This is a genomic window from Avibacterium paragallinarum, assembly GCF_011765605.1.
GTDB classification, from domain to species: Bacteria; Pseudomonadota; Gammaproteobacteria; order Enterobacterales; family Pasteurellaceae; genus Avibacterium; species Avibacterium paragallinarum.
On record NZ_CP050316.1, the window covers coordinates 2,484,206 to 2,502,424 of the forward strand.

The following is an 18,219-nucleotide window of genomic DNA, read 5'->3' on the forward strand; positions in this document are numbered from 1 at the left end:
AAAAGCACGAATTGGGTTCGTGCTTTTTCTTTTTTACAAACAAACATCACCGCGAATAATAATCCTTGAGGGCTTTTCATTTGATGACAGCGTTCGCATTGCAAGCTGGATTGCCTGATAGGCGATTTCATAGAGATTGTGCGAAATGCAAGGAATATGAAAACCAAAGACTTCCGCGTAAGGCACATTATCAATGCTAAAAAGATCGAAATCTTTTTTGAAAACTAATTGTTTTTCAATACAGGCTTTTAAGATCCCGAGTGAAATTTGGTTGTTTAAACCTAAAAAAGCTAAAGGGCGGTGGTTTTTTTCTAAATAATTTTTGGCGACGGTATAGGCTTCGTCCATAAAAAAATCGGCGTGCGACAGGTTTAATTTTTTATCGGCAGATAAGGTGGAGATGAAGCCCGAAATTCGCTCCGAAGACACTCTTGATGAGGCAGGCCCTGCAATGACGACAATATCCTCATAGGCACTCTGGTTAAAATAATTTGCGGCTTCTACACCACAATGGAGGTTATCAATATAAATGCCGTTGTATTTTCCATCGCCAATTTCGCGATCTAATAGGATCACGGGAATATTGAGTTCGTCAAGTTGTTGCAAGTAGCTTGGCTGATAATGACGATCGGAGGAAATGGTTGATAAAATAATGGCATCTGCCCCATATTCGATCAATTTTTGGATCGATTGTTGCTCGATTTGAGCCGATTCATAGGAATCAAACATCAAAATATCATAGTTCAATTCTACGGAAATTTTCGTCATTAACTGGGCTAAGCGACCAAAAAAGGGATTTTGCATATTGGGATTGATGATCCCAATGAGTTTGTTGTGTTTACGCACATTGTTACTGTGCGGGGAAAAATACCCCATTTTTTGTGCGGCACTCAGGATTTTGTTTCTTGTTTCAGGTTTTACTTTGCTTGGATCAGACAGGGTGCGTGAAACCGTGATCTTGCTTACCCCACAAGCCAAAGCGATATGCTCTAATTTAACCTTTTTATGATTTGTTGCCATTAACTTATTCTAATAACCTCTGGATCGGTGAAAATATCAAATTCATCACGGCTTTCACTTGAATATTCCGCAATAATTGCACCTTGATCACCCGCTTGAAACCAATGTTTGGTATTCGGTGGAATGGTGAATTGATCGCCCGCTTTTAAGATTAAGCCTTGCGTTGCAGTGTACCATTTTTTTCGATGTTCTGGCGGCAAAATTTGTTTGCAAAGTGCGGTCAGATTTTGAGGCATATTTTGTTGAGCTTCAATTTGTTGAGCTTCGACGAATAAATACACTTCACCGAATAAACAACGGAATGTTTCTTGCTTACCGATGCTGCCTTCAAAAGGCGGGTGGCGGTGTTCAGGGCAGTTTTGCTGAGGGAAAAGCACCAATAATTTAGCACAATAACGCACGTTATTGACTAAGGTGATAAGCTGTAAGCCAATTTTCTCCCACTCATTCAAAGCAAAATCGGTAACCTCAACATTTGCCCTATCCTTTTCTGATAACGCAATATGTTGTGCTTGTAAAAATGCAATGGTGCGTTCTTGTGCTTTTTGTTTTTCATATTGATTCATCATTTTCTCCCTCGCGGTGCGTTGCTGATCTCATTGTTACTATAGCGAATTTCTGCCAAAAATTTTTTGTGAATGTTTAGATTTGTGAGATCGATCACGTACAAAATCATTTTTATGATGTATTATTTCATTAAATGATAATAAATTATCATAAAAAGATAATCTTTATGTCATCTTTTCCTTAACCCAACCTTAATCAATCTTAAAAAGGAGCATAGAAATGAAAGCACTCTACTTAGATAACGGCAAATTAGCTATTCGTGATAAAAATGATGATCTTGTTTTAGGTGATGATGATGTGGAAATCAAGATCCATACGGTGGGGATTTGTGGGAGTGATGTACATTATTACCAGCACGGTCGCATCGGGCCTTTTGTGGTGAAAGCACCAATGGTGCTAGGACACGAAGCGTCAGGCATTGTTACGGCGATAGGAAAAAACGTTCGCCATTTACGCATTGGCGATCGCGTTTGTATGGAACCGGGCATTCCGAATTTGGCTTCTCATCAATCCCGTTCGGGGTTTTATAACTTAGATCCTGAAGTACGTTTTTGGGCGACACCGCCAGTTGATGGTTGCCTTTGTGAAAAAGTGATCCACCCCGCTGCCTTTACATTCAAGCTGCCTGATAACGTGAGTTTCCGCGAGGGGGCGATGGTTGAGCCACTGGCGATTGGAATGCAATCTGCCACGAAAGCAGGCATTAAACCAGGGGATATTGCCTTAGTGATCGGGGCTGGAACGATCGGCGTGCTGACCGCATTATCTGCCTTAGCGGGGGGCTGTGCTGAAGTCATTATTTGTGATGTGGTTGATGAAAAACTTCAAGTTGCCAAACATTATCAAGGGCTGCACCCAGTGAATAGCCGAACAGGGGATTTACTGGCGAAAGTGAATGAGCTAACTAATGAAATGGGGGTTGATGTGTTGTTTGAATGTAGCGGTGCGGCAGCAGCGATTGCGGAATTAACACAGTATATGGCACCAGGTGCAACAGCGGTTTTGGTAGGAATGCCAATTACCCCTGCCCCAATAGACATTGTTTCCGCTCAAGCGAAAGAGATCACGTTTAAAACGATTTTCCGCTATGTCAATATGTATCCCCGCACCATTCGGCTTCTTGCTTCGGGAAAATTGGATCTCACGCCGTTGATTTCGGCAGTTTATAAATTCCCTCAATCCATTGAAGCCTTTGAGCGAGCGGCATCGGCGAATCCAAATGACATAAAATTAATGATCGAAATGGAGTAACACAATGGCAATTTACGCTGGCATTGATTGTGGAACACAAAGCACGAAAGTGCTACTCATTGATACGGAGAAAGGTTGCATTTTGGCAGAAGGAAATGCACCGCATCATCTCATCAGTGAAGCAACAGGTAAGCGAGAGCAACAGCCGCAATGGTGGATTGATGCCTTAGTCATCGCGTTCAAGCAAGCAGTAGCAAAGTGCGGTATTAATTCGCAGCAAATTTCGGGTATGAGTGTTTCTGGGCAACAGCACGGCTTCGTGCCGTTGGATAGGGCGGGTAAGGTGCTACACCCCGCAAAACTTTGGTGTGATACGGAAACTGTGCAAGAAAATCAAGAACTCGTGCGGCAGCTTGGCGGCGAAAAGGCTTGCTTGGAGGCGATTGGTTTGAATTTGGCAACAGGTTACACGGCATCAAAAATTTTGTGGTTTAAAAAATACTATCCTGAGTTATATCAACAACTTGCCTGCGTATTATTACCACATAACTATATTAATTATTGGCTTACAGGCATTCAAAAAATGGAATTTGGCGATGCCTCGGGAACGGGATTATTCGATATTGTTGAACGCCGTTGGAATACGCAGATCCTTAATCGGATTGATGATTCGGGGATTTTGCAACGAGCTTTACCGCCACTCAGTGAAAACACGCCTATTTTAGGCGTAGTTACCCCCGAAGTAGCGAAATTGCTTGATTTATCCCCCTCGACGTTTGTCGCCAATGGCAGTGGAGACAATATGATGAGTGCGATCGGCACAGGCAATATTCAAGCGGGCATTATTACAATGAGTTTAGGCACATCGGGAACACTTTTTGCTTATTCGGACACCCCAATTCGCCCCGCCTCAAAACTCATTGCCAATTTCTGTTCAGCAAATGGCGGGTGGCTGCCGTTGATTTGTACGATGAATATCACCTCCGCCACAAGCCATATTCAGAAGTGTTTGAAGCAAGATTTAACCTTGTTTAATCAGGCTTTAGCAAAAAGTGAGATCGGGGCAAATGGCATTGTGATCTTGCCTTTCTTCAACGGGGAACGCGTGCCAGATTTGCCCCAAGCGAAAGCCAGTATCCATAATTTAGATAGTTCAAATTTCACTGATGAAAATTTGTGCCGAGCGATTGTTGAAAGTGCAACCTATACATTGCGTTATGGCTTGGATTTATTCCGCCAAGCGGGCATACAGCCTCGTCAAATTCGCCTGATCGGTGGGGGAGCGAAAAGCCATCATTGGCGGCAGATTGTGGCTGATGTAACAAATTGCGAGGTGATTACCTTAAAACATCAAGAAGCTGCTGCATTAGGGGCAGCAATTCAAGCGGCTTGGGCGGAGCGGGCAACGCAACTATCTAAAGCAGAGGCGCACTCAGCACTTCGCTCATTGTGTGAGCAATTTGTTGTGCTTGAAGAAGAAAATACGCATTTACCACAGCCTGAAAATGTGCAGCACTATGCCAAGTTCTATCAAGATTACCTTGATGTGTTAAATAAAATGTATGCGGAGGCTTGATGATGACAGAGCAAAATCTTTTAGAAGTCAAAGGGTTAAAAAAAGCGTTTGGTGATGTCATCGCCTTAAAAGACGCGAGGTTTACACTGAAAAAGGGCTCAATTCACGCCCTATGCGGTGGCAATGGGGCGGGGAAATCTACTTTTCTCAGCTTGCTAATGGGATTTATCCAGCCTGATGAAGGGGAGATTTTAATTAAAGGCAAGGCTTTTCATTTCTCTCACCCGAAACAAGCGATTGACGCGGGCATTGCGATTGTGCAACAAGAATTAAGTGTGATCCCCGATCTTTCCGTCGCGGAAAATATTTATTTAGGCAGTGAACCAAGAAAAATGGGCTTTATTGATTTCAAAACCTTGCATAAAAAGACCCGCACTTTATTAGACAGCCTTGGCTTTACGGATATTTCCGAAAGCGAAAAAATGCGAAATCTCAGCGTTGCTGAACAGCAATTGGTGGAAATTGCGAAAGCATTATCTCACGCTAATGCGGAAATTATTATTTTAGATGAACCGACTTCCGCGATCAGCGAAGAAGATACGCAAAAACTTTTTTCGGCAATTCGTCATTTAACCCGTCAAGGAAAAGGCATTATTTATGTTTCGCATCGTTTATCTGAAATTTTAACCATTGCGGATAGTTACACCATATTTAGAGATGGTTGTTATATCACGCAAGGAAAAATCGCAGAAATAACAAGAGAAATGTTAATTAAACATATTATTGGCTCAGAATTAAACGAGGAATTTGCGAAATATAATCAGCCAGAGGAAAGCCTTTTATTTGAAGTGAAAAATATTTGTTGGAAGGATAAATTACATAATATCAGCTTCCAATTACATAAAGGTGAAATTCTCGGAATTTATGGTTTGGTGGATTCAGGGCGGAGTGAATTGTTTGATTTAATTTTTGGTATCCATTACCCCGACGAGGGGGAATTTTATTTACACCAGCATTTATTATCGAACCATTCACCAAAGCAAGCGATCGAAGCAGGCATTGCCTATGTTACGGAAGATCGGCGTGATACGGGGCTGATTCTTTGTCGTTCAATTAATGAGAATATCAATATTACCCATTGGTCAGCCTTAACGAAATATGCCTTTATTAAAGAGGGGTTAGGAAATGCCAGTGCAGAGGAAATGATAAAAAAATTTAATATTAAAACGCCGAACGCACAGCAAAAAGTCATTAATTTAAGTGGAGGTAATCAACAAAAAGTGATTTTAGGCAAATGGGCATTAACCAATCCAGATTTAATGTTATTAGATGAACCCACAAGAGGGATTGATATTGGTGCGAAAAAAGAAATTTATCATTTTATGTCGCAATTTGCTCAGCAAGGAAAAGGCATTTTGCTGGTTTCTTCAGAACTTTCCGAAATTATTGGAATGAGCGACAGAATATTAGTTTTCAAAGAGGGAAAAATCAATGGCGTTTTAACCCGAAATGAATTTTCGCAGACGAAATTAATGCAATTAGCTTCATAATTGGAGGACGCAATGCGTAATCACGTTTTTTATACCCAAAAAATAAAACCGCACTTTGAGCAATATGGCATTATTTTTGCCTTTATTTTTCTTTGTTTAACCATTGCTGTAGCGGGCGAAATTGCCGTTGCCAATGGAGCTTGGACGGATAATTATTTTCTCAGTCAAAATAATGCCCTGATTATTTTGCGTCAAGTGTCAATTAACGGCATTTTAGCCATAGGAATGACTTTCGTCATTATTACTGCTGGCGTGGATCTTTCCGTTGGAGCAGTATTAGCCCTCGCAGGCATTTTAGCGGCACGTTTCGCGACATCAGGGAGCTTATTAATTGGTGATGTACAAAATGGGTTTTGGTTGCCGATTTTTGTTGCTCTCGCCATTGGTGCGATTTGCGGTTTTATTAATGGCACAGTCATTGCCCGTTTCAATTTACAGCCTTTTATCGTTACGATGGGAATGCTTTCTGTAGCAAGGGGATTAACGCTTCTTTCCACGAATGGCAACCCCGTTTCTCAGCTCAACAATGATTTCCGTTGGCTCGGCAATGGGTATCTTTTTGACACGATTCCCATTCCTGTCGTCATTTTCCTTGTGATCTTTATTCTCGCTTGGGTTGTGTTAAATAAAATGCCCTTTGGACGTTATGTCTATGCCGTGGGTGGTAATGAAAAAAGCACAAGAACATCAGGGATCAATGTCATTCAAATTAAAGTTGCCGTTTATACCTTATGTGGTGTTCTCGCCGCAATCGCAGGGTTAATTCTGACCGCAAGAACAGGTTCAGCCCAAACTAATGCGGGAAATGCCTATGAGCTTGATGCCATTGCCGCGGTGGTGATTGGCGGAACGAGTATGATCGGCGGTGTGGGTACATTAATGGGAACATTTTTCGGCATTCTAATCATCGGAGTTTTAAACAACGGATTAGATTTGCTCGGTGTGCAATCTTATTATCAACAATTAATTAAAGGGATCTTAATTGTTGGTGCAGTAATGCTCGATCCCTCTCGTAAACGTCGTTAATTCACAACATTATGAGGTATTTAACTATGAAATATCACAAACTCTTTTTAGCAATGAGTACATTAGCCGTTGCAACGACAACTTATGCAACTCAACCTGTCAAAATCGCCATTTTAATGTATGGAATGAAAGCCGAATTTGTGCAATTAATGGAAAAATCTGCCAAAGAACACCCTGCCGTGCAACAAGGGCTGGCTAAATTAACCATTTACGATGGTCGCTATGATCCCCTTGTACAGAATAACCAAGCTGAAACAGCAATCCAAACTAAAACAGATGCCATTATTATCAACCCGATGGATTTTGAAGCCAATATTGATGTGGTTACGATGGCGAATAATGCTAAGATCCCTGTGATTGTAACCAATGCTCGCTTGAACACGGATAAAATGACCAGTGAAGTAGTTTCTGATGACGTTGAAGGAGGTTATTTAGAAGCCAAAGCCGTACTTGAAAAAATGGGCTGTAAAGGTAATGTGGTGATTATTGAAGGTCCTAAAGGTGGATCGGGAGAAATTCAACGCGGGCAAGGCAATGAAAAAGCGATCGCAGAATGTGGGGCGGGCAATATCAAAATTTTAGAAAGAAAAACAGCGAATTGGTCGCGTTCTGAAGCGATTTCCCTAATGGAAAACTGGTTACAAAAGCATAAAGGTAAAATTAATGGCATTATTGCTCAAAATGATGAAATGGCATTAGGAGCAATCGAAGCGATTCAAAGTGCGGGGTTAAATGTGAACGATTTTGCGATTGCTGGCGTTGATGGCATTACTGACGCCATTTATGCCGTGAAAGCGGGAAAAATGACCTCTATTTTACAAGATGCGAGAGGGCAAATTCAGGGTTCGATTGATGTCGCGATGAAAGCGGTTTTAGGCGAAAAATATCAGCCAATGTCGGATATTTGGCAGCAATATCAGGCAGATCTAGATTGGAATGGCGGCAATGCTAAACGCTACAACATTCCTTGGACAAAAATCACAGCAGAAAATGCCGATGAATTGTTAAATCGCAGAAAGTAACTTAATACTTTTGAAATAAAAACCTGCTAACACGAAGAAGGTTAAGGCAGGTTTTTTTGTTTAATGAAATCAACAAGGGCATTCGAGCTTTTTTGATTTAGGTCATAAGTGAGAATGATTTTGCTTGAACAACAAAAATTTTTCCAATTTTGCGATCCAGCTAACATTTTTCCTTCTGCATTTAACGTAGAATAGATAATAATCTATTTAAATTAAACATTAATTGAGGTGTTTTATGACTGATGTAACTAAATTAGTAGCAGAACTCGGTGAATTAGGGATCTACGATGTGAAAGAAGTGGTTTATAACCCAAGTTATGAGCAACTTTTTATCGAAGAAACTAAGGAAGGTTTGGAAGGCTTTGAAAAAGGAACGGTTACCCAATCTGGTGCGGTGGCAGTGGATACAGGGATTTTCACCGGGCGTTCTCCGAAAGATAAATACATCGTATTAGATGAGAAAACCAAAGATACCGTGTGGTGGACAAGCGATGCGGCGAAAAACGATAACAAACCGATGAACCAAGCCACTTGGCAAAGTCTGAAAGATTTGGTTACCAAACAACTTTCAGGCAAACGTCTATTTGTGGTGGACGCATTCTGTGGTGCAAATCCAGATACTCGCTTAGCGGTGAGAATTGTTACTGAAGTGGCGTGGCAAGCTCATTTTGTAACCAATATGTTTATTCGTCCTTCTGCCGAGGAATTAGAAAACTTCAAACCTGATTTTGTGGTAATGAATGGTTCAAAAGTAACCAATCCAAATTGGAAAGAACAAGGTTTAAATTCTGAAAACTTTGTGGCGTTTAACATCACAGAAGGTATTCAATTAATCGGTGGTACTTGGTACGGCGGCGAAATGAAAAAAGGTATGTTCTCAATGATGAACTATTTCCTTCCGCTTAAAGGTATTGCATCAATGCACTGTTCCGCGAATGTGGGTGAAGATGGTGATGTTGCGGTGTTCTTCGGCTTATCAGGCACAGGTAAAACCACCCTTTCAACGGATCCAAAACGCCAATTAATTGGTGATGATGAACACGGTTGGGACGATGACGGGGTATTTAACTACGAAGGTGGTTGCTATGCGAAAACCATTAAACTTTCAGAAGAAAGCGAGCCGGATATTTATCGTGCGATTAAACGTGATGCCTTGTTAGAAAATGTGGTGGTGCGTGCTGATGGTTCAGTGGATTATGATGATGGCTCAAAAACCGAAAATACTCGCGTTTCTTACCCAATCTATCACATTGAAAACATTGTAAAACCAGTTTCTAGAGCAGGCCACGCGAAAAAAGTGATCTTCTTAACGGCAGATGCGTTCGGTGTGTTACCGCCAGTGGCAAAATTAACGCCAGAGCAAACGAAATACTACTTCTTATCTGGTTTCACCGCAAAATTAGCGGGAACAGAACGTGGTATCACTGAGCCAACGCCAACTTTCTCAGCCTGTTTTGGTGCAGCATTCTTATCACTTCACCCAACGCAATATGCGGAAGTGTTAGTGAAACGTATGGAAGCCGCGGGTGCAGAAGCCTATCTTGTGAATACAGGTTGGAATGGCACAGGTAAACGTATCTCAATTAAAGATACCCGTGGCATTATTGACGCAATTTTAGATGGCTCAATTGATAAAGCGGAAATGTCCGAATTACCAATCTTCAACTTAGCCATTCCAAAAGCCTTACCGGGCGTTGATCCAGCGATTTTAGATCCGCGTGATACCTATGTAGACAAGGCACAATGGCAAGCAAAAGCGGAAGACTTAGCAAACCGCTTTGTGAAAAACTTTGAAAAATATGCCACAAATGAAGAAGGCAAAGCCTTAATCGCAGCAGGGCCAAAAGCATAATGGCATAAAAAAACATCACTAAAATCCGACCGCACTTTAATTGGGACGTAAAAGGGAAATAAAAGTGCGGTCGTTTTTTTCGCTGTTTTTTATCGTCGTTGTCTGGCTATCTAGAAGTCTTAATGTCTAGATTGTGATCTGTTTGATTTTTCATTAGAATAAGCACAATTTTTGTGGAGAATTAAGGGATAACTTATGGCGAATTGGGACGGAAAATATATCAGCCCTTATGCTGAACACGGAAAAAAAAGTGAGCAAGTTAAAAAGATTACGGTATCCATTCCCATTAAAGTGTTGGAAATTTTGACTAATGAGCGGACTAGACGGCAGATCAAAAATTTACGCCACGCGACAAATAGCGAGCTACTTTGTGAAGCGTTTTTACACGCGTTTACAGGGCAGCCCTTGCCGACAGATTTTGATTTGTTGAAAGAACGCCACGATGAAATTCCAGAACAGGCGAAAGAAGTGATGCGTGAGTTGGGGATTAATCCAGAGGAGTGGGAATATTAAATCGCCATTTTGTTGAAACGGCTGTTGCAATCGTTGAGGATTTTCAGTATAATCCTCAAGCTTTTTAACGAAGCCCTTTAATGTAATCATTTATTAAAGGCGTGTTACAGATTTTGTAATACATAAAATGTTCCCGATTGGGGGACTATAATATTAGGTTACTGCACTTCCCTTTCAATGAAGTTTATGAAAGGTGATGGTGTCAGTTTTATTTTAGCTAAAATTTATTGGAGCTCTGGTCTAATGCAGAACCAAAGAATCCGTATCCGCTTAAAAGCATTTGATCATCGTTTGATCGATCAATCTACTGCGGAGATCGTAGAAACAGCTAAACGTACTGGTGCACAAGTTCGTGGTCCAATTCCTTTACCAACGCGTAAAGAGCGTTTTACCGTGTTGATTTCTCCACACGTTAATAAAGACGCACGTGATCAATACGAAATTCGTACACACAAACGTTTAGTAGATATCGTAGAACCAACAGAAAAAACTGTTGATGCATTAATGCGTTTAGATTTGGCTGCCGGCGTTGACGTGCAGATCAGCCTAGGTTAATTAAGAGGTTATGACAATGATTGGTTTAGTCGGTCGTAAAGTGGGTATGACGCGTATCTTCAATGAAGATGGTGTGTCTGTACCGGTTACTGTTATCGAAATCCAAGCAAACCGTGTAACTCAAGTTAAAACTCTTGAAAACGATGGCTATACTGCAATTCAAGTTACTACAGGTTCTAAAAAAGCGAGCCGTGTAACTAAGCCTGAAGCAGGTCATTTCGTGAAAGCAGGTGTTGAAGCTGGTCGCGGTTTATGGGAATTTCGTACAACTGAAGGTGAAGAATTCACTTTAGGTCAAGAAATTAATGTTGACATCTTTGCAGATGTTAAAAAAGTTGATGTTACTGGTACATCTAAAGGTAAAGGTTTCCAAGGTGGTGTTAAACGTTGGAATTTCCGTACTCAAGATGCAAGCCACGGTAACTCTTTATCACATCGTGTGCTTGGTTCTATTGGTCAAAACCAAACTCCAGGTCGTGTGTTTAAAGGTAAAAAAATGGCTGGACACTTAGGTGCTGAGCGTGTAACCGTTCAATCACTTGAAGTTGTTCGTGTAGATGCTGAGCGTAATTTATTATTAGTTAAAGGTTCTGTACCTGGTGCAACTAATAGTGATGTTATCGTGAAACCAGCAGTTAAAGCATAAGTCAGGAGATAGATGATGGAATTACAAGTAGTAGGTGCAAACGCACTAACTGTTTCTGAAACTACCTTCGGACGTGAGTTTAATGAAGCGTTAATCCACCAAGTAGTTGTTGCTTATGCAGCAGGTGCTCGTCAAGGTTCTCGTGCACAAAAAACTCGTGCTGAAGTGTCTGGTTCAGGTAAAAAACCTTGGCGTCAAAAAGGTACAGGTCGTGCACGTGCTGGTGATATTAAATCACCAATTTGGCGTTCTGGTGGTGTAACTTTCGCAGCAAAACCACAAGATCACAGCCAAAAAGTGAACAAAAAAATGTACCGTGGTGCAATCAAGAGCATTCTATCTGAGCTTGTTCGTCAAGATCGTTTAGTGGTTGTTGAAAAATTTGAAATTGACGCACCAAAAACCAAAGTTTTAGTTCAAAAATTAAAAGATATGGCGTTAACAGACGCTTTAATTATCACTGCAAGCTTAGATGAGAATTTATTCTTAGCAGCACGCAACTTATACAAAATTGATGTGCGTGATGTACAAGGTATTGATCCAGTAAGCTTAATCGCTTTTGATAAAGTGGTTATGACTGTTGATGCAGTGAAACAAATTGAGGAGATGTTAGCATGATTCAACAAGAACGTTTGCTAAAAGTGTTAAAAGCACCTCACGTCTCTGAGAAAGCAACAAATAACGCTGAGAAGTCAAACACCATCGTTTTCAAAGTCGCTTTAGATGCCAACAAAGCTGAAATTGCAAAAGCTGTTGCAGAATTATTTGAAGTGAAAGTTGATTCTGTTCGTACTGTTGTTGTTAAAGGTAAAACTAAACGTCGTGGTACGAAGATGGGACATCGCAGTGACTGGAAAAAAGCTTATGTAACTCTTCAAGAAGGTCAATCACTTGACTTCGTTGAAGGTGCAGAGTAATTACGGAGGAGAAAGAAATAAATGGCTATCGTAAAATGTAAGCCGACCTCCGCTGGTCGTCGTCACGTTGTTAAAATCGTAAACCCTGAATTACATAAAGGGAAACCTTACGCACCGTTGTTAGATACAAAATCTAAAACTGGTGGTCGTAATAATTTAGGACGTATCACTACTCGCCATATTGGTGGTGGTCACAAACAACATTACCGTTTAATCGATTTCAAACGTAACAAGTTAGATATCCCAGCGGTTGTTGAGCGTCTTGAATATGATCCAAATCGCAGTGCAAATATCGCTTTAGTGCTTTATAAAGACGGTGAACGCCGTTATATCTTAGCACCTAAAGGTTTAAGTGCAGGCGATCAAATCCAAGCAGGCGTAAATGCACCAATTAAAGTTGGTAATGCGTTACCAATGCGTAATATTCCTGTTGGTTCAACTGTACATAACGTTGAATTAAAACCTGGTAAAGGCGGGCAAATTGCTCGTTCTGCAGGTAGCTATGTACAAATTATTGCTCGTGAAGGAAATTATGTAACCTTACGTCTTCGCTCAGGTGAAATGCGTAAAGTTCTAGCTGAATGTTCTGCCACCATCGGTGAAGTAGGCAATTCAGAGCATATGCTTCGCGTTCTTGGTAAAGCAGGTGCTAACCGCTGGAGAGGTGTACGCCCAACAGTTCGTGGTACTGCAATGAACCCTGTTGATCACCCACACGGTGGTGGTGAAGGTCGTAACTTCGGTAAACACCCTGTTACACCTTGGGGCGTTCAAACCAAAGGTAAGAAAACTCGCCACAACAAACGTACTGATAAATATATCGTACGTCGTCGTGGTAAATAATATTCATTAAATAAAGAGGATTAGCCATGCCACGTTCTCTCAAGAAGGGTCCTTTCCTTGACCTACACTTGTTGAAGAAGGTAGAGAAGGCGGTGGAAAGCGGGGATAAAAAACCAATTAAAACTTGGTCCCGTCGTTCAATGATCATTCCGTCAATGATCGGATTGACCATCGCAGTCCATAATGGTCGTCAGCACGTTCCAGTTTATGTATCGGACGAAATGATTGGTCATAAACTCGGTGAATTTGCACCGACTCGTACTTACCGCGGACACGCTGCGGATAAGAAAGCTAAGAAGTAAGGGGTAAAAGATGGAAACTATCGCAAAACATCGTTACGCTCGCACTTCAGCGCAAAAAGCTCGCTTAGTTGCGGATTTAATCCGTGGTAAAAAAGTAGATCAAGCGTTAGAAATTTTAACTTTCACTAACAAAAAAGCGGCATCGCTTGTTAAGAAAGTGCTTGAGTCTGCGATTGCCAATGCAGAGCATAATGATGGTGCAGATATCGATGATCTTAAAGTGACTAAGATTTTCGTAGATGAAGGTCCTAGTATGAAACGTGTTATGCCACGTGCTAAAGGTCGTGCAGATCGTATTTTAAAACGTACAAGCCACATCACAGTGGTTGTGTCAGATCGTTAATTTAGTAGAGGAATAGCAATGGGTCAAAAAGTCCATCCAAATGGTATTCGCCTAGGTATTGTTAAGCCTTGGAGCTCTACTTGGTTTGCGAATACACAAGATTTCGCGTCTAACTTAGATGGCGATTTCAAAGTACGTCAATTCTTGAAAAAAGAATTAGCGAATGCTTCAGTTTCACGCATCACAATTGAGCGTCCAGCAAAAAGCATTCGTGTAACAATTCACACAGCTCGCCCAGGTATCGTAATCGGTAAAAAAGGCGAAGATGTTGAAAAATTGCGTAATGCTGTTGCGGCAATCGCAGGTGTTCCAGCTCAAATCAACATTGCTGAAGTGAAAAAACCTGAATTAGACGCAAAATTAGTTGCAGATAGCATCGCTTCTCAACTTGAACGCCGTGTAATGTTCCGCCGTGCAATGAAAAAAGCCGTGCAGAACGCAATGCGTTTAGGTGCTAAAGGTATCAAAGTTGAAGTAAGTGGTCGTTTAGGTGGTGCAGAGATTGCTCGCTCAGAATGGTATCGTGAAGGTCGCGTACCATTGCATACACTGCGTGCGGACATCGATTATAACACTGCAGAAGCACATACAACATACGGCGTAATCGGCGTTAAAGTATGGATCTTCAAAGGTGAAATTCTTGGTGGAATGGCTGCAATTGCACAACAACCAGAACAACAACCTGCTGCGCCTAAAAAGCCGCGCGGTAAAGGTCGTAAGTAAGGAGAATTGCTAAATGTTGCAACCAAAACGTACAAAATTCCGTAAGGTCCAAAAAGGTCGTAATCGTGGAATTGCAGGTGGTACAGAAGTTAGCTTCGGTACCTTCGGTTTGAAAGCAGTTGGTCGTGGTCGTTTAACCGCTCGCCAAATTGAGGCGGCTCGTCGTGCAATGACACGTGCGATTAAACGTCAAGGTAAAATCTGGATTCGTGTATTCCCAGATAAACCAATTACTGAAAAACCATTAGAAGTCCGTATGGGTAAAGGTAAAGGTAACGTTGAATACTGGGTAGCTTTAATCCAGCCGGGTAAAGTACTTTATGAAATGGATGGTGTGTCTGAAGAAATTGCAAGAAACGCATTTGCACTTGCAGCGGCGAAATTGCCAATTAAGACCACATTCGTAACTAAAACGGTGATGTAATGAAAGCTCAAGAACTACGTACAAAAACTGTTGAAGAGCTGAATGCTGAATTGGTTAACTTGTTAGGTGAGCAATTCAAATTGCGTATGCAAGCAGCCACCGGTCAGCTTCAACAAACCCATCAGTTAAAACAAGTGCGTCGTAGTATTGCACAAGTGAAAACTGTATTAACCGAAAAGGCGGGTGAGTAATGACTGATAATATTCGTAGCGTACAAGGTAAAGTTGTTAGCGACAAAATGGATAAATCTTTTGTTGTTGCTATTGAACGTAAGGTAAAACATCCGTTATACGGTAAATTTATCCGTCGTACAACAAAACTACATGTACACGATGAAAACAACGAAGCGAAATTAGGTGATGTAGTAGAAGTTCGCGAATGTCGCCCAATTTCAAAAACTAAGTCTTGGACTTTAGTTCGTGTTGTAGAAAAAGCTGTAATCTAACTGTAGTTATTGCTTTAAAAATAAAATAAGAGCCGATGGCAAATGCCATTGGCTTTTTGAAATTAGATGGATAATAAAGATATTGTCTAATTTACTATATAATAAGTCTTTACACTTATAGGGAAGACAGACGTTTCCGGTGAAACGGCAGGACTTCAAATCCTGTTAAGGTTGCCAGCAATCTTGGGTGGGTTCAACTCCCATTGTCTTCCGCCAATCCACTGTTCTACACGTTTCTACATAAATCCCACTGCTTCAAAAATCCTTGTAAAATCTGGCTTTTCTCTATATTGTATGCGTCTGATTGCGTCTCCGTAAATCTCTATAACGCAATATAATTGTACCAAGAATTGTACCAAGATTTTAAAATTTCTCTACGTTACTCCCAAAAGTAATGATTTAGGCAATAAAAATCTTGGTACAATTACCCTAAAAATCATTTATTTTCATATAGTTAGATTATGTGGCTAGGTGGCAAAGTGGTTGTTTTTTCTTGGTACAATTTTTTAAAAGGTTGATACTATGGCAAGAAAAACACAGCAACTAACAGACACACAGATTAGAAAGGCGAGAGCCGACAATAAAGAAATCACCTTAAGCGATGGTAACGGGCTTTTTATTGTGGTGGCATTGTCTCAATCTAAGATATGGCATTTTAAATACACTAATCCACGCACTAAGAAGCGAACCAAAAAGACTATAGGGCGTTATCCTGCAATCACACTTGCACAAGCACGGGCTAAACGTGAGGAATATCGAGCCTTATTAGCTAAGGGGGTAGATCCTAAAGATTATGAACAGCAACAAAGCCAGTTACAAGCCAATGTATTAAGTCATACCTTTGAAAAGGTGGCGTTAAATTGGTTTGAAGATAGGAAGCTGAAGCCCGATTTTTCAGAACGCACCGCACAAGATACGTGGAAGCGGTTTAATCGCCATATTCTCCCAACACTTGGCAATTACCCTATACAAGAGATAACGCCCTTAATGGCGATTAATGCCTTGAAACCGTTAGAAGTGGCAGGGAAGTTTACCGAGCTTTCAAAGGTGATCACTAAAATTAATGAGGTGATGGCCTATGCACTTCACCGTGGGATTATCCCCACAAATAACCTTGCTAAGATTGGCAAGGAGTTCACTAAGCCGACACCGCAAGGAATGAACACCATAGAGCCGCAAGAGCTAGAGAGCTTTATCACAGCATTTTACCAAGCTAAAGAAAACAATCACTTTAGCCCGCTTTCGTTCTATGCGGTGCTATTAGTGCTTTTGACAGGCGGGCGACCGTCAGAGATAGCGGGGGCGAAGTGGGCGGATATTGATTTTAGTGAAAACCTTTGGGCGTATCGCGTGCAGAAAGGCAATAAGAACTTAAAGGGCGGGCGGTTGCATATTGTCACCCTATCACGGCAAGCGGTGGCGGTATTGCAGAAAATGCGAGAAATTAGCACCGCACTTAGTTTAAGTAGTGAATTTGTGTTTCCTAGCGTTACGGCGAAATCAGGGCATATAACGATTGAAGCAATGCGAAAGGCGATTATTAAAACCCTTGGCAAAGGGAAGCTAACCACGCACGGCATAAGGCACTTAATTAGCACTTCTTTGAATGAGCGTGATTATAATGCGGATTGGATAGAGAAAGCACTATCACACAAGGGAAAAGACCGCATAAGGGATATTTACAATAAAGCGAAGTATTTAGAGCAGCGGGCTGGAATGTTGCAAGATTGGGGCGATTATTTAGAAAGTATCGCGCCGAAGCCTTTTGTTTAATTCCACCACAAAAAACTTTAAAGCCGATCTAATGATTGGCTTTTTTTGTTCGTTTTTTGCCAATAAAATTTTTTTACATGTGCGAGAAAAAACCGTAGACGCATAGACGCATAGACGCACTTAGAAGAAATATAATAATATCAATAACTTATAAAATAGGGTGCGTCTACTGCGTCTATAAAAGGGGCTTTGCGTCTATGGGATTTGCTGGAGGTGGTGGAAATTTAGGCGAAATAGACATAGTGTACAAGTAAGAAAAGGTTATTTTGTGGGTTGATTTTTGATTGATTGTAAATATAGTGTATTTATGCTGCTAAGTAAGAAGAAAGCCAATACAGAGGAAAAGATGAAAAATGAATATGACTTCAGCCAAGGGATTAAAACAAGCTAGGAAAGCAAAAATAAACGCCTATAACAGGCGTTTTTATTCTTTGATTTTCTATAATTCTTTTGAGAATTTTTCACACATTATAGAAATTGCTTTAGTGCGGCTTACGCCTAATTTTTCTGCGATTTCCGCCAATTGTTCAGCGGTTTCTTTGGGTAATACAAAGCCAACTTTTACGACAAGCCCCGCTTCCCGTTGTCTTTTGTTCCATTCCGCCGCTGTTTTTGCTCTGAGTTTTTTACTATGTTCAGTCATTGCGTTTGCCATTTTTTACCTCTTTTAAATGCGATCTAAACTTGATTTTAAGCGAACTTTAACTTAAGATTGGAAGCCATCGGGGAGGTTGCCCCCTCCCCTTTGGATTAGTGTCTAGTAAGCTGGAACGCTCACTACTAACAACACTAATAAGATGATGATAAGGATTGGTTTCATCTTCTTACTTCCTATTGTATGCCCCACTCTGAACAGCGTGGGGTTTGCTGTTTCTAGCCCTTGCTAGATGGTTTATATTATATATATATAAGTAATATAAATCAACTATTCCACCACTTTTTTAGTAAAAAAATCTCTTTTCACGCCTGAAATAATTGTTTAAAAAAAACA

The 18,219-nt window shown here is 40.9% G+C and carries 22 protein-coding genes and 1 tRNA gene; 20 read left to right on the plus strand and 3 right to left on the minus strand.

Going from position 1 to position 18,219, the window contains the following annotated elements; all coding sequences use genetic code 11:
* Positions 1-33: 33 nt before the first annotated feature.
* Complete coding sequence (locus HBL79_RS12055; RefSeq protein ID WP_035687423.1) at positions 34-1,020, minus strand: LacI family DNA-binding transcriptional regulator; 987 nt, start codon at positions 1,018-1,020, stop codon at positions 34-36.
* On the minus strand, positions 1,020-1,589 hold the full coding sequence (locus tag HBL79_RS12060; RefSeq protein WP_226537731.1) for a D-lyxose/D-mannose family sugar isomerase: 570 nt from the start codon (positions 1,587-1,589) through the stop codon (positions 1,020-1,022). The genes HBL79_RS12055 and HBL79_RS12060 overlap by 1 nt, the downstream gene beginning before the upstream one ends.
* 217 nt (positions 1,590-1,806) lie before the next feature.
* Between HBL79_RS12060 and HBL79_RS12065 the strand changes: the two genes are divergently transcribed.
* The 20 genes from HBL79_RS12065 to HBL79_RS12160 all read left to right on the plus strand — a co-directional run bounded on the left by HBL79_RS12065 (position 1,807) and on the right by HBL79_RS12160 (position 17,228).
* Positions 1,807-2,838, plus strand: coding sequence for an NAD(P)-dependent alcohol dehydrogenase (locus HBL79_RS12065; RefSeq protein ID WP_035687417.1), 1,032 nt, complete (start codon positions 1,807-1,809; stop codon positions 2,836-2,838).
* 10 nt (positions 2,839-2,848) lie between these two features.
* Entirely contained in the window at positions 2,849-4,354 is a 1,506-nt protein-coding gene (xylB, locus tag HBL79_RS12070) for a xylulokinase (protein WP_206537113.1), read from the plus strand.
* The gene (locus HBL79_RS12075; protein ID WP_035687411.1) at positions 4,354-5,844 is read left to right on the plus strand and encodes a sugar ABC transporter ATP-binding protein; all 1,491 of its coding nucleotides are present in this window, start codon (positions 4,354-4,356) and stop codon (positions 5,842-5,844) included. The genes xylB and HBL79_RS12075 overlap by 1 nt, the downstream gene beginning before the upstream one ends.
* Before the next feature lie 12 nt (positions 5,845-5,856).
* Entirely contained in the window at positions 5,857-6,870 is a 1,014-nt protein-coding gene (locus HBL79_RS12080) for an ABC transporter permease (RefSeq protein WP_017805218.1), read from the plus strand.
* Positions 6,871-6,896: 26 nt separating this feature from the next.
* A complete protein-coding gene (locus HBL79_RS12085; RefSeq protein ID WP_035687408.1) occupies positions 6,897-7,892 on the plus strand; it encodes a substrate-binding domain-containing protein in 996 nt (331 codons plus the stop codon).
* A gap of 235 nt (positions 7,893-8,127) precedes the next feature.
* A complete protein-coding gene (pckA, locus tag HBL79_RS12090) occupies positions 8,128-9,744 on the plus strand; it encodes a phosphoenolpyruvate carboxykinase (ATP) (protein ID WP_046097250.1) in 1,617 nt (538 codons plus the stop codon).
* A gap of 195 nt (positions 9,745-9,939) precedes the next feature.
* Entirely contained in the window at positions 9,940-10,257 is a 318-nt protein-coding gene (metJ, locus tag HBL79_RS12095; RefSeq protein ID WP_017805221.1) for a met regulon transcriptional regulator MetJ, read from the plus strand.
* Positions 10,258-10,500: 243 nt separating this feature from the next.
* Positions 10,501-10,812 carry a 30S ribosomal protein S10 gene (rpsJ, locus tag HBL79_RS12100; protein ID WP_001181005.1) on the plus strand — a complete coding sequence of 104 codons (312 nt, stop codon included), beginning with the start codon at positions 10,501-10,503 and terminating at the stop codon, positions 10,810-10,812.
* Positions 10,813-10,828: 16 nt separating this feature from the next.
* The gene (gene rplC / locus HBL79_RS12105) at positions 10,829-11,458 is read left to right on the plus strand and encodes a 50S ribosomal protein L3 (protein WP_035687403.1); all 630 of its coding nucleotides are present in this window, start codon (positions 10,829-10,831) and stop codon (positions 11,456-11,458) included.
* Between the two features lie 15 nt (positions 11,459-11,473).
* Positions 11,474-12,076, plus strand: a complete 603-nt coding sequence (rplD, locus tag HBL79_RS12110) for a 50S ribosomal protein L4 (RefSeq protein ID WP_035687400.1) — start codon at positions 11,474-11,476, stop codon at positions 12,074-12,076.
* Positions 12,073-12,375: a 50S ribosomal protein L23 gene (gene rplW, locus HBL79_RS12115; protein ID WP_035687397.1), complete on the plus strand. Its 303-nt coding sequence runs from the start codon at positions 12,073-12,075 to the stop codon at positions 12,373-12,375. Before rplD ends, rplW begins: the two co-directional genes overlap by 4 nt.
* A gap of 21 nt (positions 12,376-12,396) precedes the next feature.
* Positions 12,397-13,218 (plus strand): 50S ribosomal protein L2, encoded by an 822-nt coding sequence (gene rplB, locus HBL79_RS12120; protein WP_017805226.1) that lies wholly within the window; start codon positions 12,397-12,399, stop codon positions 13,216-13,218.
* Positions 13,219-13,244: 26 nt separating this feature from the next.
* Positions 13,245-13,520 carry a 30S ribosomal protein S19 gene (gene rpsS / locus HBL79_RS12125; RefSeq protein WP_005539416.1) on the plus strand — a complete coding sequence of 92 codons (276 nt, stop codon included), beginning with the start codon at positions 13,245-13,247 and terminating at the stop codon, positions 13,518-13,520.
* A 10-nt stretch (positions 13,521-13,530) separates the two neighbouring features.
* On the plus strand, positions 13,531-13,863 hold the full coding sequence (rplV, locus tag HBL79_RS12130) for a 50S ribosomal protein L22 (protein ID WP_017805227.1): 333 nt from the start codon (positions 13,531-13,533) through the stop codon (positions 13,861-13,863).
* An 18-nt stretch (positions 13,864-13,881) separates the two neighbouring features.
* The gene (gene rpsC, locus HBL79_RS12135; protein ID WP_017805228.1) at positions 13,882-14,586 is read left to right on the plus strand and encodes a 30S ribosomal protein S3; all 705 of its coding nucleotides are present in this window, start codon (positions 13,882-13,884) and stop codon (positions 14,584-14,586) included.
* Between the two features lie 13 nt (positions 14,587-14,599).
* Positions 14,600-15,010, plus strand: a complete 411-nt coding sequence (rplP, locus tag HBL79_RS12140; RefSeq protein WP_017805229.1) for a 50S ribosomal protein L16 — start codon at positions 14,600-14,602, stop codon at positions 15,008-15,010.
* The gene (gene rpmC, locus HBL79_RS12145) at positions 15,010-15,201 is read left to right on the plus strand and encodes a 50S ribosomal protein L29 (RefSeq protein ID WP_017805230.1); all 192 of its coding nucleotides are present in this window, start codon (positions 15,010-15,012) and stop codon (positions 15,199-15,201) included. The genes rplP and rpmC overlap by 1 nt, the downstream gene beginning before the upstream one ends.
* Positions 15,201-15,455, plus strand: a complete 255-nt coding sequence (gene rpsQ / locus HBL79_RS12150; RefSeq protein ID WP_017805231.1) for a 30S ribosomal protein S17 — start codon at positions 15,201-15,203, stop codon at positions 15,453-15,455. The genes rpmC and rpsQ overlap by 1 nt, the downstream gene beginning before the upstream one ends.
* Positions 15,456-15,576: 121 nt before the next feature.
* Positions 15,577-15,671: transfer RNA gene (locus HBL79_RS12155), tRNA-Sec, on the plus strand.
* 306 nt (positions 15,672-15,977) lie between these two features.
* Entirely contained in the window at positions 15,978-17,228 is a 1,251-nt protein-coding gene (locus HBL79_RS12160) for a tyrosine-type recombinase/integrase (protein WP_035687394.1), read from the plus strand.
* Between the two features lie 439 nt (positions 17,229-17,667).
* On the opposite strand, the gene HBL79_RS12165 is transcribed toward HBL79_RS12160, so the two are convergent.
* Positions 17,668-17,883 (minus strand): hypothetical protein, encoded by a 216-nt coding sequence (locus HBL79_RS12165; RefSeq protein WP_035687393.1) that lies wholly within the window; start codon positions 17,881-17,883, stop codon positions 17,668-17,670.
* Positions 17,884-18,219 lie beyond the last annotated feature (336 nt).

Coding starts and splice junctions, on each gene's coding strand:
- HBL79_RS12165 (WP_035687393.1), bottom strand. CDS start 17,883: ATGGCAAACGCAATGACTGAACATAGTAAAAAACTCAGAGCAAAAACA.
- HBL79_RS12060 (WP_226537731.1), bottom strand. CDS start 1,589: ATGATGAATCAATATGAAAAACAAAAAGCACAAGAACGCACCATTGCA.
- rplV (WP_017805227.1), top strand. CDS start 13,531: ATGGAAACTATCGCAAAACATCGTTACGCTCGCACTTCAGCGCAAAAA.
- metJ (WP_017805221.1), top strand. CDS start 9,940: ATGGCGAATTGGGACGGAAAATATATCAGCCCTTATGCTGAACACGGA.
- HBL79_RS12075 (WP_035687411.1), top strand. CDS start 4,354: ATGATGACAGAGCAAAATCTTTTAGAAGTCAAAGGGTTAAAAAAAGCG.
- rpsS (WP_005539416.1), top strand. CDS start 13,245: ATGCCACGTTCTCTCAAGAAGGGTCCTTTCCTTGACCTACACTTGTTG.
- rplP (WP_017805229.1), top strand. CDS start 14,600: ATGTTGCAACCAAAACGTACAAAATTCCGTAAGGTCCAAAAAGGTCGT.
- rpmC (WP_017805230.1), top strand. CDS start 15,010: ATGAAAGCTCAAGAACTACGTACAAAAACTGTTGAAGAGCTGAATGCT.
- rplD (WP_035687400.1), top strand. CDS start 11,474: ATGGAATTACAAGTAGTAGGTGCAAACGCACTAACTGTTTCTGAAACT.
- rplW (WP_035687397.1), top strand. CDS start 12,073: ATGATTCAACAAGAACGTTTGCTAAAAGTGTTAAAAGCACCTCACGTC.
- HBL79_RS12055 (WP_035687423.1), bottom strand. CDS start 1,020: ATGGCAACAAATCATAAAAAGGTTAAATTAGAGCATATCGCTTTGGCT.
- HBL79_RS12065 (WP_035687417.1), top strand. CDS start 1,807: ATGAAAGCACTCTACTTAGATAACGGCAAATTAGCTATTCGTGATAAA.
- rpsQ (WP_017805231.1), top strand. CDS start 15,201: ATGACTGATAATATTCGTAGCGTACAAGGTAAAGTTGTTAGCGACAAA.
- rplC (WP_035687403.1), top strand. CDS start 10,829: ATGATTGGTTTAGTCGGTCGTAAAGTGGGTATGACGCGTATCTTCAAT.
- rplB (WP_017805226.1), top strand. CDS start 12,397: ATGGCTATCGTAAAATGTAAGCCGACCTCCGCTGGTCGTCGTCACGTT.
- HBL79_RS12160 (WP_035687394.1), top strand. CDS start 15,978: ATGGCAAGAAAAACACAGCAACTAACAGACACACAGATTAGAAAGGCG.
- pckA (WP_046097250.1), top strand. CDS start 8,128: ATGACTGATGTAACTAAATTAGTAGCAGAACTCGGTGAATTAGGGATC.
- HBL79_RS12080 (WP_017805218.1), top strand. CDS start 5,857: ATGCGTAATCACGTTTTTTATACCCAAAAAATAAAACCGCACTTTGAG.
- rpsJ (WP_001181005.1), top strand. CDS start 10,501: ATGCAGAACCAAAGAATCCGTATCCGCTTAAAAGCATTTGATCATCGT.
- rpsC (WP_017805228.1), top strand. CDS start 13,882: ATGGGTCAAAAAGTCCATCCAAATGGTATTCGCCTAGGTATTGTTAAG.
- HBL79_RS12085 (WP_035687408.1), top strand. CDS start 6,897: ATGAAATATCACAAACTCTTTTTAGCAATGAGTACATTAGCCGTTGCA.